The sequence below is a fragment of the Veillonella dispar genome (assembly GCF_900637515.1).
Classification (GTDB): Bacteria; Bacillota; Negativicutes; order Veillonellales; family Veillonellaceae; genus Veillonella; species Veillonella dispar.
This window is the reverse complement of the sequence record NZ_LR134375.1, coordinates 1182447-1200420: the sequence shown is the minus strand read 5'-3', so window position 1 is coordinate 1200420 and position 17974 is coordinate 1182447. Positions and strand designations below refer to the sequence as shown.

The 17974-nt window shown below is 38.0% G+C and carries 19 protein-coding genes and 5 tRNA genes; all 24 read left to right on the top strand.

Translation table 11 applies throughout. From position 1 onward, the window contains the following. Positions 1-4: 4 nt before the first annotated feature. The 24 genes from EL171_RS05590 (at position 5) to EL171_RS05475 (ending at position 17942) form a co-directional block, all read left to right on the top strand. Entirely contained in the window at positions 5-841 is an 837-nt protein-coding gene (locus EL171_RS05590) for a transketolase (protein ID WP_005386838.1), read from the top strand. Beyond that, a complete protein-coding gene (locus tag EL171_RS05585) occupies positions 841-1773 on the top strand; it encodes a transketolase family protein (protein ID WP_005386832.1) in 933 nt (310 codons plus the stop codon). The genes EL171_RS05590 and EL171_RS05585 overlap by 1 nt, the downstream gene beginning before the upstream one ends. Positions 1774-1787: 14 nt before the next feature. Continuing rightward, complete coding sequence (ftsE, locus tag EL171_RS05580; RefSeq protein ID WP_005386830.1) at positions 1788-2474, top strand: cell division ATP-binding protein FtsE; 687 nt, start codon at positions 1788-1790, stop codon at positions 2472-2474. Next, positions 2464-3351, top strand: coding sequence for a permease-like cell division protein FtsX (ftsX, locus tag EL171_RS05575; protein WP_005386828.1), 888 nt, complete (start codon positions 2464-2466; stop codon positions 3349-3351). Before ftsE ends, ftsX begins: the two co-directional genes overlap by 11 nt. After that, positions 3351-4556, top strand: a complete 1206-nt coding sequence (locus EL171_RS05570; protein WP_005386826.1) for a murein hydrolase activator EnvC family protein — start codon at positions 3351-3353, stop codon at positions 4554-4556. Before ftsX ends, EL171_RS05570 begins: the two co-directional genes overlap by 1 nt. A 1-nt stretch (position 4557) precedes the next feature. Continuing rightward, a complete protein-coding gene (locus tag EL171_RS05565; RefSeq protein WP_039969394.1) occupies positions 4558-5697 on the top strand; it encodes a S41 family peptidase in 1140 nt (379 codons plus the stop codon). A gap of 17 nt (positions 5698-5714) precedes the next feature. Then, on the top strand, positions 5715-6986 hold the full coding sequence (gene obgE, locus EL171_RS05560) for a GTPase ObgE (protein ID WP_005386821.1): 1272 nt from the start codon (positions 5715-5717) through the stop codon (positions 6984-6986). 8 nt (positions 6987-6994) lie between these two features. Next, positions 6995-7279, top strand: coding sequence for a ribosome assembly RNA-binding protein YhbY (gene yhbY, locus EL171_RS05555; RefSeq protein ID WP_005386817.1), 285 nt, complete (start codon positions 6995-6997; stop codon positions 7277-7279). A 67-nt stretch (positions 7280-7346) separates the two neighbouring features. Further along, positions 7347-8468 (top strand): glutamate 5-kinase, encoded by a 1122-nt coding sequence (gene proB / locus EL171_RS05550; RefSeq protein ID WP_005386814.1) that lies wholly within the window; start codon positions 7347-7349, stop codon positions 8466-8468. A gap of 9 nt (positions 8469-8477) precedes the next feature. After that, positions 8478-9737 carry a glutamate-5-semialdehyde dehydrogenase gene (locus EL171_RS05545; protein WP_005386813.1) on the top strand — a complete coding sequence of 420 codons (1260 nt, stop codon included), beginning with the start codon at positions 8478-8480 and terminating at the stop codon, positions 9735-9737. 139 nt (positions 9738-9876) lie between these two features. After that, positions 9877-10491, top strand: a complete 615-nt coding sequence (gene nadD / locus EL171_RS05540; protein WP_005386811.1) for a nicotinate-nucleotide adenylyltransferase — start codon at positions 9877-9879, stop codon at positions 10489-10491. Between the two features lie 3 nt (positions 10492-10494). Further along, positions 10495-11064 carry a bis(5'-nucleosyl)-tetraphosphatase (symmetrical) YqeK gene (gene yqeK / locus EL171_RS05535; protein ID WP_005386810.1) on the top strand — a complete coding sequence of 190 codons (570 nt, stop codon included), beginning with the start codon at positions 10495-10497 and terminating at the stop codon, positions 11062-11064. A gap of 12 nt (positions 11065-11076) precedes the next feature. Next, a complete protein-coding gene (locus tag EL171_RS05530; protein WP_005386809.1) occupies positions 11077-12198 on the top strand; it encodes an LCP family protein in 1122 nt (373 codons plus the stop codon). A 12-nt stretch (positions 12199-12210) separates the two neighbouring features. Continuing rightward, entirely contained in the window at positions 12211-12573 is a 363-nt protein-coding gene (gene rsfS, locus EL171_RS05525; protein WP_005386808.1) for a ribosome silencing factor, read from the top strand. 1 nt (position 12574) lies between these two features. After that, on the top strand, positions 12575-13483 hold the full coding sequence (locus EL171_RS05520) for a CvfB family protein (protein ID WP_039969222.1): 909 nt from the start codon (positions 12575-12577) through the stop codon (positions 13481-13483). A 5-nt stretch (positions 13484-13488) separates the two neighbouring features. After that, positions 13489-14829 (top strand): Trk system potassium transporter TrkA, encoded by a 1341-nt coding sequence (gene trkA, locus EL171_RS05515; RefSeq protein ID WP_005386806.1) that lies wholly within the window; start codon positions 13489-13491, stop codon positions 14827-14829. 12 nt (positions 14830-14841) lie between these two features. Continuing rightward, positions 14842-16329 carry a TrkH family potassium uptake protein gene (locus EL171_RS05510; RefSeq protein WP_005386805.1) on the top strand — a complete coding sequence of 496 codons (1488 nt, stop codon included), beginning with the start codon at positions 14842-14844 and terminating at the stop codon, positions 16327-16329. Positions 16330-16341: 12 nt separating this feature from the next. Further along, positions 16342-16938: an MBL fold metallo-hydrolase gene (locus tag EL171_RS05505; protein ID WP_005386804.1), complete on the top strand. Its 597-nt coding sequence runs from the start codon at positions 16342-16344 to the stop codon at positions 16936-16938. 50 nt (positions 16939-16988) lie between these two features. After that, positions 16989-17064, top strand: a tRNA-Asp gene (locus EL171_RS05500). 5 nt (positions 17065-17069) lie between these two features. Next, positions 17070-17145, top strand: a tRNA-Phe gene (locus EL171_RS05495). 7 nt (positions 17146-17152) lie between these two features. Further along, positions 17153-17227: transfer RNA gene (locus EL171_RS05490), tRNA-Gly, on the top strand. A gap of 9 nt (positions 17228-17236) precedes the next feature. Next, positions 17237-17311, top strand: a tRNA-Cys gene (locus EL171_RS05485). A gap of 14 nt (positions 17312-17325) precedes the next feature. Beyond that, a tRNA-Leu gene (locus EL171_RS05480) sits at positions 17326-17414 on the top strand. Positions 17415-17486: 72 nt separating this feature from the next. Next, entirely contained in the window at positions 17487-17942 is a 456-nt protein-coding gene (locus EL171_RS05475; protein ID WP_005386803.1) for a 2-thiouracil desulfurase family protein, read from the top strand. The last annotated feature ends 32 nt before the right edge of the window (positions 17943-17974 follow it).

The following is a 17974-nucleotide window of genomic DNA, read 5'->3' as shown; positions in this document are numbered from 1 at the left end:
CTCTATGGCTACATTAACACAAGATGTTAAACAAATAGTTCAAGAGAAGGCAAAAGCTATTCGCGTTAGTATTGTTCAGTCTGTAACGGCAGCAAAATCTGGTCACCCAGGTGGTTCTTTATCTATCGCTGATGTGATGGCCTTGTTGTACTATGTAGAAATGAATGTAGATCCAGCAAATCCAAAAGCTCCAAATAGAGATCGTTTTGTCCTTTCTAAAGGTCATGCAGCTCCTGCTTTATATGCTACATTGGCTGAAAAAGGTTATTTCCCTAAAGAAGAACTTTTGAATTTACGTAAAATTGACCATATGTTACAAGGCCATCCTGATATGAAACATACTCCTGGCGTAGATATGTCTACAGGTTCCTTAGGCCAAGGCATTTCTGCCGCATGTGGTATGGCATTGGCAGGCAAAATTGACAATGCTGATTATCGCGTTTACTCCATTTTAGGTGATGGCGAGCTTGAAGAAGGTCAAGTATGGGAAGCAGCAATGTTTGCTGGTCATTATAAACTCAATAATTTGACTGCTTTTGTTGATTTTAATGGCCTTCAAATTGATGGTGATATTACTAAAGTACTTTCTCCATTGCCAATTCCTGAGAAATTTAAAGCTTTCAATTGGAATGTTATTGAAGTCAATGGTCATGATCTTGATGAACTTCATAATGCTATTGAATCTGCTAAAGCTTTCACAGAAGGTCCAACTTGTATCGTAATGCATACTGTAAAAGGTAAGGGCGTAGCTGAAATGGAAGGCCAAGCAGGTTGGCATGGTAAAGCACCTAGTGCAGAGCAAGGTGAAACCTTTGTTAATGAAATTATGGGGGTACAATAATGGGTAAAGCAACACGTGAAGCATATGGTAATGCGTTAGCTCGCATTGGTAAAGAAAATACAAATATTATCGTATTAGATGCGGATTTATCTAAATCTACTAAAACTGATACATTTAAAAATGTCTGCCCTGATCGATTCTTTAATGTAGGTATTGCAGAACAAAACTTGATTTCTGTTGGTGCCGGACTTGCAGCAGCAGGCAAAATTCCATTTGTTTCTTCCTTTGCTATGTTTGCAACAGGTCGTGCATTTGAACAAATTCGGAATGCTGTATGTTATCCAAAATTGAATGTAAAAGTATGTGCTACTCATGCTGGTATTACTGTAGGTGAAGATGGTGCTACACATCAAAGCTTGGAAGATATTTCTTGTATGCGTACTTTACCTAATATGACTGTAGTAGTACCTGCAGATGAACGTGAAACAGAAGCAGTAGTTGAATGGGCTGCATCTTATGAAGGTCCTGTATATGTTCGTTTAGGCCGTGCTGGAGTAGATGATGTTACAGCTGAAGGTTATACATTCGTACCTGGTAAATCTACTACATTGGTAGATGGTTCTGATGTAACTATCATTGCTTGTGGTGCCTTGGTTGGCCCTGCTGTTGAGGCGGCTAAAACATTAGCTGAATCTAATGTGTCTGCCCGCGTTATCAATATGGCTTCTATTAAGCCTATCGATGCAGAGGCAATTGTAAAAGCAGCTACTGAAACAGGTGCTATTGTAACAGCAGAAGAACATAATATCATTGGTGGTCTTGGTTCTGCTGTGTCTGAAGTTGTTGTGGCTAATAAGCCTGTTCCTATGGAATTCGTTGGTGTACAAGATACATTTGGGGAGAGTGGTACGCCAAAAGAATTGATGGCTAAATATGGTTTGACAGCAAAAGACATAGTAGAAGCAGTAAAACGTGTAATCACTCGTAAATAATCAAAGGGGACCCCATGATTGAATTTAAGAATGTTAGTAAAGTCTATGATAATGGTTCTGTTGCATTAGACGATGTGTGTTTAACTATAAATGAGGGCGAATTTGTCCTCATTTGTGGTCACAGCGGTGCAGGGAAATCAACTCTATTTAAATTGTTAACTCATGAAGTAGTACCCGATTCTGGTACTGTCATTGTTGATGATTTTGATGTTACGCGTATGAAGCGTAGTAAAATTCCAAAATTACGTAGAAAACTTGGTGTTGTATTCCAAGATTTCCGTTTATTACCAAACAAAACGGTATCAGAAAATATTGCCTTTGCTCTTGAAGTAATTGAAGAAAAACCAAAGGTAATTAAGGAAAAGGTAAGTCATGTACTAGAGCTTGTTGGGTTAACTGACAAGGCAAATGATTTACCAGAGGATTTATCTGGTGGTGAACAACAACGTGTTGCTATTGCCCGCGCCATTGTAAATCGACCTTCTGTGCTCATTGCTGATGAACCGACTGGTAATCTAGATCCTGATACAAGTAAAGGTATTGTAGATTTGTTTAAGCATATCAATAATTTTGGCACAACTGTTATTATGGTTACCCATAATATGGATCTTGTTTCGTATTTAAATAAACGTGTTATTCGTCTTAAAGATGGTCGCGTTCAAAGTGATAATATGAGAGGTGCAGAAATTAATGAAGCCTAGAACATTGAAATACTTTTTTAAAGAAGCCCTCAAATCTATGAAGCGTAACGGTCTTATGACGTTAGCATCTATTTCTACAGTGGCTTTATCTCTATTTATGCTCGGTGTATTCCTTTGCGGTGTTATCAATTTGAATAATATGGCATCTAGTTTAGAAAACCAAGTTCAATTGAGCATTTATTTAAAAGATGGTTTAACAACTGACCAAATTATGGCTGTAGGTAAGCAAATTAAAGCTATACCAAATCTTAAGCATTTAGAGTTTGTTAATAAAGAGCAAGCTATGAAGGAATTCAAAGCACGCCTCGGTGATCAACAACAATTGGTAAATGCATTAGGTGATGTAAATCCATTGCCAAACTCTTATGTATTAACCTTTGATAACCCAAGTGATGTTAAGGCTACAGCTAAATTAGCCACTACATTCCAAGGTGTTGAAAGTACGCATTATGGTCAAGATATTGTAGAAGAACTATTCCGCATTACTCAAGTAATCAGAATTGGTGGTATTGTATTAATCGCATTCTTAGCAGCAGCTACATTATTCATCATTTCTAATACAATTCGCTTGACTGTATTCGCCCGTCGTAAAGAAATTGCCATCATGAAATATGTTGGTGCAACCAATGGTTTTATTCGTTGGCCATTCTTGATCGAAGGTATGTTATTGGGCTTAGTGGGGGCTGTAATTGCCGTACTTTGTGTAGGTGAGTTTTACCATTTCATTACCATGGAAGTTTCTGAGTCTTTAGCATTCTTCCCATTAGTACCAATGTTCCCATTCTTCTATGATGTGGCTATCTATATTCTAGGTGGCGGTATTATAGTCGGTGCTATTGGTAGTACGATTTCTTTAAAACAATACATGAAGGTGTAATGTTTATGAAATACAACACAATCAAATCTCGTCTTGTAGCAACAATTTTAACAGGTATAGTAGTACTGGGAACACCACTATACATTGCTGCGGAAGATGAGGATTTAACGAATCAATTAGATTCAATTCAACAACAAGTTAATCAACAAAACTCTATCAAAGCTGATGCAGAAACTGTTATTGTAAGTGTATCTGAACAGTTGCGACAAATTGAAGAGCAATTACGTCAGGCCCAACAACAGTTAGAATCTATTCAACAGCAACGTGTAGCCGTTGAAAATGATATTACTGTTAATGAAAAGTTACTCGCAGAAGCACAAAAGCGCTTAGAAGGACGAGAATCCGTATTTTATAAGCGTGTACGAGATATTTATATCAATGGACGTCTAAGTTATTTAGATGTTGTCATTGGCTCTAAAGATTTTAGCGATTTTGCAAATCGATTAGAAATCTTAAAACGCATCATTGATTCTGACATCAAGTTAATCGATGAAATTAAAAAAGAACGTGCTGAAATTGCGGCACGTAAACAGGCTCTTGAGCAATCTCGAGCTAAGCTAGTAGAGCTTGAAAAAGCTGCTGTAGCAAAACAAGCTGAAATTGAACAAAAGAAAAAAGAACGGGAGGTAGTTCTTCAGAAGGCACAAAATGATCGTGCTACTGCAATGCAAGCAGTGGAAGAACTTAATGCTTCTTCCGCTCAAATTACAGCATTATTGAAAGCTCGCCAAGCTGAACGTGCGGCAGCTCGTGCAGCTGCAGAAGCAGCAGCGGCAGCTGCGGCTCAACAGTCTGCACCAAGCTACTCTTGGGTTCAAGGATCTGGTCAACTTGGTTGGCCTGTAAGTGGTGAAATTACTTCTCCTTATGGCTATCGTACACATCCAATTTGGGGTACAACTATCTACCATTCCGGTATTGATATTGGTGTTGATGAAGGTACACCAGTTCATGCTGCTGATGGAGGTACTGTTGTTTGGTCTGGTTGGATGGGTGGCTATGGTTACGCTGTAGTTATCGACCATGGTAATGGTATGTCCACCCTTTATGGCCATAATTCTGAGCTTGCTGTCTCTGAAGGACAAGATGTATCTAAAGGTCAAGTTATTGCCTATGCTGGTAGCACTGGTAATAGTACTGGGCCACACGTACATTTTGAAGTTCGTATAAGTGGGGATCCTGTTGATCCTATGGGATATTTATAATATGAAATTTGATACACGTACGGTGTTATGGAGTCTATTGAAATATATAGGCTCCGGCATCGTTATTATGTGGCTTACGTTTTGGTACTTATCTGGTTCATTCTGGGGATTACCAAGACTATTTGTAGCCTACTATGCTGCGAGTCAAGTCTTTATGACACCGATGTCTAAAGCTACCCTTTATGATGGTATGCTTAAAGGCTTAATTGGCTCTTTGGGAGAGCCCCATAGTATTTATTTAGATGCTGACGAATTTAAGTCCATGAAAATGCAAACATCTGGCACTTATGCAGGTGTAGGCATGGTTCTTGGTCATGATGATAAAGGTTTATATGCAGTTAGTATTATGGAAGATCAACCAGCTTTCAAAGCGGGCATAAAACCTGGTGATCATATTATTGCTATCGATGGTCAATCTACAAGTGATATTACTGTAGAAGATGCATCCTCTCGAATTCGCGGCGAGGCTGGTACTATTGTCGCCCTTGATATAGAGCGTAATGGTGAAAAATTACACTTTGATATTACCCGTGAATCTATTGTGTTACCTACTGTTAAAAGCAAAATGCTCACAAGTACAGTTGGATATATTCGGATTAGTCAATTTGCAGAAAATACAGCTGATGATTTCGAAACACAATTTAAAGAATTACAATCTCAAGGTATGAAGGAACTAATTTTAGACCTTCGAGATAATCCTGGTGGGTTATTATCTACTACAGAAAAGATTTCTAACTATATTATGCCTCCAGGAACATTAGTAACCGTACAAAATAGAGCTGGGAAAAAAGAGGTTTATAAGTCTAATGGTCCAGAAGTAGCTATGCCATTAGTCGTTCTTGTTAACAAAGGGTCTGCTAGTGCATCTGAAATTATAGCTGGTGCTATTCAAGATCGTAAACTAGGTACTATTTTAGGTACTAATACATATGGTAAGGGTACAGTTCAAACTATTTACCCTAGCCTCGATAATGAAGGTGTTAAGGTAACTATTGCCAAATACCATACACCAAATGACCGTGTTATTGACGGCATTGGTATTAAACCTGATGTAGAACTGGATTTACCAAAAGGTGTAAATCCATCTAGTACATTAGATGATATTCAAATTAAAAAAGCATTAGAGTTATTACAGCAATAATGCATAGGAGTTAAAGTATGTTTATAGATAGAGCGCGTGTCTTTGTTAAGGCCGGTGACGGTGGGGACGGCATGTCTAGTTTCCGCCGTGAGAAATACGTGCCAAATGGCGGCCCTAGTGGCGGCGATGGTGGTAAAGGGGCAGACGTTATATTTAAAGCGGACAAGAATATTAATACTCTTGTAGACTTTAGATATAAACGTCAGTTTAAGGCACCTGCTGGTGGTAATGGTGAAAGCTCCAACAAGCATGGTCGCGGTTCTGAGCCACTCATTATTCCAGTTCCGTTGGGTACTGTAATTAAAGAAGAAGAAACAGGTAAAATTTTCTGTGACCTCGTTAACGACGGCGATACTTTTGTTATTGCTAAAGGTGGTCGTGGTGGCCGTGGTAATGCACGCTTCCAAACAAGTGCTAACCGTGCACCTACATTCGCAGAAAAGGGTGAACCTGGTGAAGAGTTCTGGTTGCAACTAGAGCTTAAAGTATTGGCAGATGTTGGTTTATTAGGCTATCCATCTGTTGGTAAGTCTAGTATTTTACGTAAGGTCTCTAAAGCTCAACCAGAGGTAGCTGCTTACCACTTTACTACATTGACACCTGTACTTGGGGTAGTAACCATCTCTGGTGACCGTAGTTTTGTATTAGCCGATATTCCTGGTCTTATTGAAGGGGCTAGCGAAGGTGTTGGCCTAGGACATAACTTCTTGCGTCACGTAGAACGGACTAATATTTTAATTCACGTCCTTGATGTATCTGGTATGGAAGGACGCGATCCAAAGGTTGATTTTGATGCTATTAATGAAGAACTTCGTAAATATTCTGAAAAATTAGCCAATAAAAAACAAATTGTTGCACTCAATAAGATTGATATGGTCTTTGATGATACAACAATTCCTGATACAAAAAAATATTTTGAAGATAAAGGATATGAAGTATTCCTTATCAATGCATTAAGTGGTGAAGGTTTACCAGAGCTTATGGAACGAGCTTACTACTATGTAGAAAATTATGAGCCAGAACCGGAAGCAACTGATGATACAGTAGTATACGAAGCAAAACCTGATGTGGAATTCGTTATTACACGTGGTGATGATGCTGCATTCTATATTACAGGTAAACGTATTGAACGCTTAGTGGCAATGACAAACTTAAGTGATGATCAATCTCTTCGTAGATTCCAACGCATTTGGCGTTTTATGGAGCTCGATGCTAAATTGAAGGAAAAAGGTTGTAAAGACGGTGATGAAGTTGTAATTGGCGATCAACGCTTTACATTCCAAGAGTAGGAGTAATAATGACAGGAAAACAAAAACGGTATTTACGTTCTTTGGCAGCAACAATGCCACCAGTAGTTCAAATTGGTAAAAATGGTTTAGAAAATAGTGTTATTGATAGTGCTCGCGCAGCATTAATGGCTCGTGAATTAATCAAGGTAAAATTACTCAACAATAGCCCTGAAGATAAGACGATTTTCCAAGAGTTAGCTGATATGCTTGGTGCCGAATTAGTCCAAGTTATCGGCTTTAACGGTGTATTATATAAAGCTAAAAAAGAACCAAAAATTATTCTACCTAAATAAATCGTCATATTACTAACATGTATTATATGGGGGTCTACATAACCTGTTAGCCCTAGGAGGTTATTCTATGCGCAGTGCTATCATCAACGCAAAAAGAATAGTAGTTAAAGTAGGCAGTAGTACGCTTTGTTATGCTAATGGTCATTTAAACCTAGAACGCATTGAACGATTAGTACGCCAACTATCAGATTTAGCTAACCAAGGTAAAGAGGTTATCCTCGTTTCTTCTGGTGCAACAGGTGCTGGACTGGCCCCTTTAGGATTTAAGGAAAAACCTAGAGACCTTGTATTAAAACAAGCTGCTGCAGCAGTAGGACAAGGCATCCTTATTCATATGTATGAGCGTATGTTTCGTGAATATGGTCGTACAGTAGGTCAAATTCTTTTAACAAAAGAAGATAGTACTGGTCGCCATAGTTATCTTAATTTGCGTAATACATTACATACGTTATTGCAACTCAATGTTATTCCTATCATTAATGAAAATGACGTGGTTGCCATTGAAGAATTTAAAATCGGAGATAATGATACTTTATCTGCTACCGTAGCAGGTATTGTAGATGCTGATTTGCTTATCATTTTATCCGATATTGAAGGATTATATACAGCTAATCCAGCAACTAATTCAGATGCTACGTTAATAGAAACAGTTTCTGAAATTACTGATGAAACTTATGCCATTGCAGGTGGAGCAGGATCTAACATGGGTACTGGTGGTATGTATACTAAAATTAAAGCGGCTCATATGGCTACAAACTCAGGCGTACCGATGGTAATCACATCTGGTGAAGTGGAAGATTCTGTTCGTCGTGTATGTAAGGGCGAACAAATTGGTACTCTCTTTGAAGCGCATGATGCTGGGCTATCAGGTAAACATCATTGGCTTGCCTTTGGTAAACGATTGAAAGGGTCAATCACTATTGATGATGGTTGTGCACGTGCTGTATTAGATAAAGGGGCAAGCATTTTACCAGCTGGTATTATTGATGTAGATGGGTCATTTGGACCTGGTGATACAATTTCTATTTATCATGATGGTAAAGAAATTGGCCGTGGACTTATCAACTATGGCATCGAAGATATGAAGGCCATTAAAGGTCATAATACAAATGATATAGCTCAAATTTTAGGTATTAATACAACCTATGATGAAGCAGTACATCGTAATAATCTAGTTTTATTACATTGAGGATATCCTATGAACCAGTATGAAGAAATTTGTAAAGATATGGGTCAAAGAGCTAAAGCGGCATCCTTTGAATTAGCTCAAATTGATCAAGGTACATTAGATTCTGCATTATTAGCAATCGCTGATGCTGTAGAAGCACAAGCCGATGAAATTATGGCTGCTAATCAGTTAGACTTAGATAAATCTGGTGATTATAATGTGCCTCAAACCATGATAGATCGACTAACATTGACACCTAGCCGTATTTCTCAAATGGCAGAAGGTGTTCGTCAAGTAGCTGCTCTTGAAAGTCCAGTAGGTTCGGTTATAGAAACAATTACACGGCCTAACGGTTTGACTATTGAAAAAAGAGCGGTACCTTTTGGTGTTATTGGCATTATTTTTGAGGCTCGTCCAAATGTAACAATTGATGCTGGTGTGCTTTGTTTAAAAACATCGAATGCTACGATACTGCGAGGTGGTAAGGAGGCATTCCATACCAACCAAATTATCGTGACTATTATGCGTAATACCTTAGAATCTTTAGGTATTACGCCAGATGCTATTCAACTTGTGGAAGTTCTTGATCGGGATATGGTTGGTGTATTATTGCACCAACGTGAATATATTGATGTCATCATTCCTCGTGGTGGAGCTGGACTGATTCGTCGTGTTGTAGAGGAAAGTAGTATTCCTGTTATTGAAACCGGTAGTGGTGTGTGTCATACATATATAGATGAATATGCGAATCTCGATATGGCATTAGAAATTGCAATCAATGCAAAGGTACAACGTCCGTCTGTATGTAACTCTATGGAAACATTGCTAGTACACCAAGCGGTGGCTGGTGAGTTTTTACCACGTCTTGATGAGGTTCTACAAGAATATGGCGTCCGAATTCACGGTGATACAGCTGTGGCTCAATATATGGAGAATACAATTCCTTTAACAGAGGATTCCTTCCATACTGAATATAACGATATGGACTTAAATGTACGTATTGTTGAAAATCTTGAAGAAGCCATTAATCATGTTAATTGTTATTCTACACATCATTCAGAGGCTATCGTAACAGATGAACCGATGCGTGCAAGAGTATTCATGAACTTAGTAGATTGTTCTACTGTGTATCATAATGCTTCTACGCGTTTTACTGATGGTTTTGAATTTGGTTTTGGTGCTGAAATCGGTATTAGTACTCAAAAGCTCCATGCTCGTGGGCCAATGGGATTACAAGCACTAACATCATATAAATACTTTGTATTTGGAGAAGGCCAAGTTCGAAAGTGAAGACAGTATATTACTTAATAAGGGCATACTACAGATATATTCAGACCCCAAAAGGTCGATACGAATGGATATCCTATGGAAAAGCACTGCTCTTATTTATCATTATTTGTGTCATTGTCATTAAGGGTGTGACATTATTATGGTAGAGAAACGTCGTATAGGTATCATAGGTGGAACATTTAATCCTATCCATTTAGGGCATCTAATGATTGCTGAGGTGGCTTGTGAAAGTTTTAACCTTGAGAAGGTTATTTTCGTGCCAGCACGGATACCACCTCATAAGCAACATGATGTAATAGATAGTCATCATCGATATGCTATGACAGCAGCAGCCGTGTCAGATAATCCAAATTTTGAAATTTCTGATGTAGAGATGCGTCGTGAAGGCCCTTCGTATACAGTTGATACGATTCAACATTTTAAGATGCTCTATGGACCAAATGTTGAATTTTACTTTATAGCGGGAACGGATACAATTCGTGCGTTGCCAACGTGGAAATTTATTGAGGAATTATTAAATGAGGTCCACTTTATTGGTGCTACAAGACCTGATGGATCTAGTGCAATTGATGAAACATTAGATATTTTAGGACCAAAAGCACGAGAAAAAATACATCTTATGGAGGTTCCTGAGATGAAATTATCTGCTACGTATTTGCGAGAGCGGTTACGTTCTGGAAAAACTGTTCGGTACATGTTGCCTAAATGTGTAGTGGAGTATATAGAAGAAAACCATATTTATGGGAAGGAATAAAGGATGTTATCATTTGATGAAATACAAGTTAGCGTGAGTCAATGGTTGAGTAAAAAACGTTTTAAGCATACTCTTGGCGTTGTTGAATCAGCCACTCATTTAGCTGAACTTTATGGCGTTGATGTGGAAAAGGCTAGATTAGCCGCATTGTTGCATGATTGTGCAAAGGAGCTTTCGCTGAAGGAAATGCAAAAGCTAGTTAGTGCTGAATCCTATGAGGCTGATCAAGAATTATTAAGCAATGGTAATCTTTTACATGGACTAGCCGGTATGATTCGTGCTAAACAAGAATTTTCCATATCTGATAATGAGGTTTTGGAAGCCATTAGGGTTCATACGACTGGTAAGGTACATATGTCTAAACTAGATAAAGTTATATTCTTAGCAGACTATATAGAACCTAATCGAGATTTTCCAGGTGTTGATGAATTGCGTAAAGTAGCGGATCAAAATTTAGATAAAGCTGTATTGCTTGGTTTTGATAACACTATTATTCATCTTATTGAGCAAAAACAATCTATTTATCCTTTGACCATTCTTGGTCGTAATGATGTGTTACAATCTTGTAAATAATGGAGTTTATATATGGAAGAACGTGAACGAGCAAGAGCTCGCCGTCGAAGAAGAAGACGTCAACAAAAGTCATCTGTTAAATGGCCTAGAATTATATTAGCTATTATTGTACTAGTAGCATTACTTGGCGGTATAGGATACGGTTTGTATACTGGTGTATCTTATGCATATAGAGCTATTGTAGGTACTACCGAATCAACTGATGCATCTGGAGATAATGGAAATAAACAAGATGGTAATACTGTATCTGTAGAGCAAAAAGGCTTAGATAAACCGTTATATATTCTTGTTGTCGGTACTGATGATAATAATCCAAGTCAAAGTGATAGCTTATTCTTGTTGTCTATTAATTTAGATCAAAAGACTATGGATGTTATTGGCATCCCTAGTAATAGTAAAATTGATAACAGAGATCAGACTGATGCAACAATGCTCAATAGCATCTATGAAAAAGGTGGTATTGATTTAACAAAAGCTGTTATTGAAGATATGTTCCATATTTCTATACCATATTATGTTGTCGTTAACCAAAATGCTTTCAAAAAAACGAATGATGTATTAGGAAATCAACAAATCTATGTAGAACAAAATATGGAACACGTGGATGCAGACGGAAATAAAGATATCGATTTGCAACGAGGCTATCAAACATTAGATAGTGATAAAGCATTGGCTTATTTAAGATATTCTGATCCAAAACATGATACATTTACACGTGTACAACGACAAGAACGCTTTTTAAAACTATGGGTAGAAGAAGAGCATAATGCATTCTTCTTAACAAATGCATGGCATATTTGGCGTATTTGGGATCATTATGATAGCAATATTTCTACTTTAGATGCTATTAAGCTTGTGTATAATGCTAGCAAAATCAATAAGGAAGAAATCCATTTCTACATTCTTCCTGGAGAAAAAGAGCTAGTAGGAGATATGACATATTGGAAGGTAAATCCTACGGAAGCACAACGATTAGTAGGCATTACGATGGGAAATTTACCAGCTAATGAAATGACACAATTTGTAACAGCTCCAACTAATAGTACAGCCAAGGTTGCGCCTGAATCAGAACATAATGGTGGGACTATTACAAAGCCAACAGAACCTGGTGATGAGAGTAGTAAAAAACGGTAAAAGGGGAATAGTATGAAAAATAAAGAAGAAATTAAAGAAATCGTATTACAATTAGCACAAGCTGCTTTCGATAAAAAAGGTAGAGATATTGAAATCCTCGATTTAGAAGGTGTATCTATGTTAGGTGATTACTTCCTAATTGCTAGTGCGAATAATATCAAGCAATCTCAAAGTATTGCTGATGAAATGGAAGATAAAGCAGCAGAATTGGGCATGACAGTCAACCACAGAGAAGGTTACCGTGAAGGGGAATGGATTTTACTTGATTTTGGCGATGTTATTTGTCATGTCTTTGGTGGTGATGAATTGCGTGAATTCTACGGTTTAGAAGAGTTGTGGAATGATGCAGTTCGAGTTCCATTTGAAGGAGTATAATATGGCTACAGAATTGTTGGAAAATACAATTGCCACATTAAAAGTATTGCGTACTAGTGACCAAGGGGCCTTTCTAGATGGTCAAACAGGCAATACAAATGATGATATTTTGCTTCATAAGGATCAACAAACATCTCCAGTTGCTATTGGTGATGAGGTAGAGGTATTTTTATATCGCGATCCAAAAGGACGTTTAACTGCGTCTATGCGTTTACCTGCGATGAAGGTAGGTCAAATTGGCTATGTTGAGGTAATCAACACTACAAACTTTGGCTGTTTCGTTGAGGTTGGCACTGAGCGTGGTATCTTTATGCCACATGCTGAGATGCGTGGACGTCCTCAAGTTGGTGAAAAGGTTTGGGTTCGCCTATATACTGATAAATCTGGTCGATTTGCAGTATCTATGGATGTAGATGATGAAATGCGTCGTGCTTCTAAGGCCGCTACAGAGGCTAAGGTAGGACAACTAGTTAAGGGTGCTATTTATAACTTAACTAGTGATGGGGCATTCTTTATTACTCCAGAACGATGGATAGCCTTTTTACATCGCTCAGAAATGACGAGAAAACTAAAGGTTGGGGAGATGGTTGAAGGTCGCGTTACCTTTAAACGTGATGATGGCCGAATCAATGTATCCATGCGCCCTACCAAGGAAAAGGCCCTCATATCTGATGGAGATATTATTATGGAATATCTTCTTAACCGTGGTGGTAAGATGCCGTATAGTGATGAATCTTCTGCTATGTTGATTAAAGATAAGTTTAACATCAGCAAAGCCGCGTTTAAACGTGCTTTAGGGCATTTGATGAAAGAGAAAAAGATTGTTCAAGATGATGGTTGGACATTATTAACTGAAATAGGACGTCAATGGACACCTCCTGTTAGTAATGAATCACAAGAAGAGGAATAAAGACGATGAAAATTGTCATTGTAGGTGCTGGTAAGGTTGGCTATTCCTTGGCACAACGCCTGATACAAGATGATCATGATGTGTACGTTATCGATCGGTCATCAGAACGCATACAAAATCTTGAAAATACCTTAGATGTTAGCCTTGTTCAAGGTAACGGCAGTGATATACAATTGCTCAATGAAATCGGTATGGAAGATGTAGGAATGTTTATTGCTGTTACCGATTCTGATGAAGTAAATATGCTATCCTGTGCTGTAGCTAAGATTACAGGTGTTCCTACAACGATTGCTCGTGTTCGGGATAATACTGTAGCAGAACATATGGATGATGAGATGCGTGCCAAATTAGGCGTAGATTTGTTCATTAATCCTGAAATGGTTACGGCTCAAGAGCTTTTACAAATTTTAGAAACGCCTTCAGCTATTGATGTTGAGGACTTTGGTCAAGGCGCTGTGCGCCTCATGGAATTTAAGATTACAGATGATATTCCATTAATCGGAAAACCTTTAAAAGAAATCCAATTCCCTGAAGGTGTTTTACTAGTAGGTGTTTTACGCTATGGTGAAATGATTATTCCTCATGGTGAAAGTATTCTACAGCCTGATGATAGTGTATTCTTCTTAGGCTTGAAAGAAGCCGTTGAAGAGGTAGAAAGTCTTTGGTTCCATAATCATAATACATTCTATAAAAGAGCTGTTATCATTGGAGCTGGCCTTTTAGGTAGAAATTTAACGGTCCTTTTGGAGCAAGCTGGATTTTCGGTTAAAGTTATTGAAAAGAATTTTGACCGTTGTGAACAGCTAGCAAACCTTGTGGATAAGACAATTGTTATTAATGGGGATGCTACGGATTTCGATCTCTTAGAAGCAGAAGAGATTGCTGATAGTGATGTTATCATTGCACTTACGGATGATGACAAGCTTAACTTGTTAGTCGCTCTTGTAGGTAAACATATGGGGATCCCTAAGACTGTAGTACGTGTAGGGCGACCTGAATACATTATGCTTATGGAACAAGTAGGCATTGATGTCGTATTCTCTCCACGTTTATTTACAGCTAGTCAAATTTTACGTTTTGTTCGAAGCGGAGAAGGTGTTTTATCAATCTCTACCTTTGAAGGTGGGAAAGCGGAATCTATTGAGGTTGCTATTACAAGTGAATCACCTGTAGCCGGTAAACAATTGAAAGATATACGTTTACCAGGGAAGGCTTTAGTAGGTGTTATTTTGCGTGGTGATGAAGCCATTGTGCCACGTGGTAATACTGAGATTTTAGATGGAGATCACATTGTTCTCTTTGCGTTACCTGAATCAGTAAGTAAATTACTTAAATATCTAACCTAGTTTGGAGGGACTATGCGCATTCAAATTGTCATGTCCTTAGTGGGGCGGCTATTATATATATTTGGGATTTTTACATTGATACCCTTTATATATAGTGTCGTATTTGAAACTGCATATTGGTCATTTTTGATTACCACCGGTATTTCATTCGGCTTAGGTGGACTTTTATCTTATTATGGCAAAGAAAGTCAAAGTTTTAGTCTTCGCGATGGGTATTTAGTAGTATCAGCTACATGGATATTAACCGTTATCTTAGGCTCCTTACCATTTCTTGGTAGTGGTATTTTAGTCAATGTGTTTGATGCGCTGTTTGAAGCTACATCTGGGATTACTGCAACTGGTGCTACTATTATTAATAGTGTAGATGATTTACCGAATACATTTGTATTATGGCGTGGACTTATGCACTGGATTGGTGGGATGGGGATTATCGTCCTTATTTTATCCTTCTTGAAAAATCTTGGTGCTGACGCAGCTCATATGTTTAATGCAGAAGCTTCGGTACCAAAACCAGGTGTAGTTATGCCTCGTATTCAATCAATGGCTACAAAACTTTGGCGGTTATATATTGTGTTCACTGGAGTTTGTTTCCTCATGCTATGGGCGGGTGGAATCGAACCATTTGATGCACTTAATTATGCATTTTCTATTATATCTACAGGTGGTTTTACACCTACATCAGCTGGTACGTTTGTTTATGAGCAGAATAACTATATTTGCTTTGTATTTATTTTCTTTATGATATTAGCAGGCGGAAATTTTTCTGTATACTATAATGCTCTTCATAAAGGGATTCGTATTTTAATTGATGATTTTGAAACACGCATGTATTGGCTTGTAATTCTAATAGGCATTATAATTATTGGATTATCATTAGCCTTACAATCTACTATAAATGATCCAATACAAATTATTAGGGATGCGTCCTTCAATCTTGTATCGATTCAAACTGGTAGTGGATTTGCTGTAAGTGATTATGATTTATGGCCTGCTGCAGCTCAGATGATGCTCTTTATTTCATCATTTTTTGGTGGTTGTAGTGGTTCTACCACAGGGGGCGTTAAAATTATACGTCTCATTATTTTAATTAAAAGTAGTATCATTTACCTGCGTAAATCGATTCATCCAGATATGGTTCAAGTTGTACGCATCAATGGTAAACCAATGCCTACCAAGTGGATTCAAATGACACAACAATTTTTATTTTTATACTTAATGATTTATGTTATTTCTGTCTTTTTGATGACTTGCACTGGTTTATCCACATATGATTCTATGCAAGTGATAACAGCATTCTTAAGTAATGTTGGCCTTGGTTTTGGTGGATTTGGTCCCACTGATTCCTTTGGTGCTATGCCTGACTCAGCAAAATGTATAGCTATTGTTGATATGATATTGGGGCGTTTAGAATTATTTACCATTCTTGTTATGCTTCATCCTCAATTCTGGGAAGGGTATTTTATAAAAAAACAATCTTCCAAGCGGTATCGTGTTCTATAGGGGGCGAATAATATGAATATTATAAAACGCCCTCTAGGGCTTTATAAAGCGAATTGCTACGTACTCGTTAAAGAGGGTAAATCTTTAATAATTGATCCTGGATTTCATAGTAAGCATATCATTGAAATGGTAGGGGATTCTGAACCAATAGCAGTTCTATTGACACATGGTCATTGTGACCATGTGTCAGCTCTAGATGAGGTATGTGAGCATTATAATATTCCTGCTTATTTACATCCTTTAGATCAAGAATTATTACAATTAATTCGTCGCAGACCAAGTGTTTACAAGAAGAAAATGTATACTAATTGTAACGATTTAGTAACAGGTAAACTACAATTAGGACCCTTTGAAGTTATTGTCCATCACACACCTGGTCATAGTGCTGGTTCTGTTTGTTTTGAAATAGAAGGACATCTATTTTCAGGGGATACTGTATTCAAACAAAATGTAGGGAATACTGACAATTATAATAGTAATCCAGAAGATTTGATTACTAGTTTGAAGTATATATTAACCTTGTCTAAGGATTTAATAATCGACCCAGGACATAAAGAATCCACAACATTAAAAGATGAAGAAGAATTCATCAAAAATATTGTAGGATAGTGTTGACAAAAGTCCTGATAACCGATATACTAAGCAAGTACTTTGGATACGGCCCCGTGGTGTAGCGGTTAACATGTCGCCCTGTCACGGCGAAGATCGTCAGTTCAAATCTGATCGGGGTCGCCATTCATGCCTCGGTAGCTCAGTTGGTAGAGCAACGGACTGAAAATCCGTGTGTCGACAGTTCGATTCTGTCCTGAGGCACCATGTACATGCGGGAATAGCTCAGCGGTAGAGCACCGCCTTGCCAAGGCGGGGGTCGCGAGTTCGAATCTCGTTTCCCGCTCCAACTTTATATGGCGGCATAGCCAAGCGGTAAGGCAGAGGTCTGCAAAACCTTTATTCCCCAGTTCGATTCTGGGTGCCGCCTCCACAAACGTTACCCATGCCGGGGTGGCGGAACAGGCAGACGCAACGGACTTAAAATCCGTCGGTTGGAAACAACCGTACCGGTTCGATTCCGGTCCTCGGCACCAATTAAGACTAACTTCGGTTAGTCTTTTTTTCTTATGTAAATTAAGTTTTAATACTACATATTAAATAATACTATGAATAAGAAACCTAAATTGCTAATTAGTGAATGTCTATGCGGCGTATCATGTCGTTATGATGGAAAAGATAATTATATAGGGAAATTACCATTGTTAAAAGAAATGTTTGATTTAGTACCTGTATGTCCAGAAGTATTAGGTGGACTTAGTACACCGCGTGATCCTGCAGAGCGACAAGGAGAACGTATATGTACGGCTAATGGGACTGATGTAACTAAAGAATTCCTTATAGGTGCTCAGAATACATTAGATATAGCTTTTCAAAATGAGTGTAATCGGGCTCTAATGAAAGCAAAAAGCCCTAGTTGTGGCTATAAGCGCATTTATGATGGCACCTTTAGTAAAACCCTACGGGATGGTCATGGATGCACTGTAGAGGCTCTATTAAAGAATAATATTGAAGTGTATACAGAAGATGATATTGATTTATTAATAGAAGAAAAAAAGAGATGAGTTTTAACTCATCTCTTTTTTGTTTTTTCTTT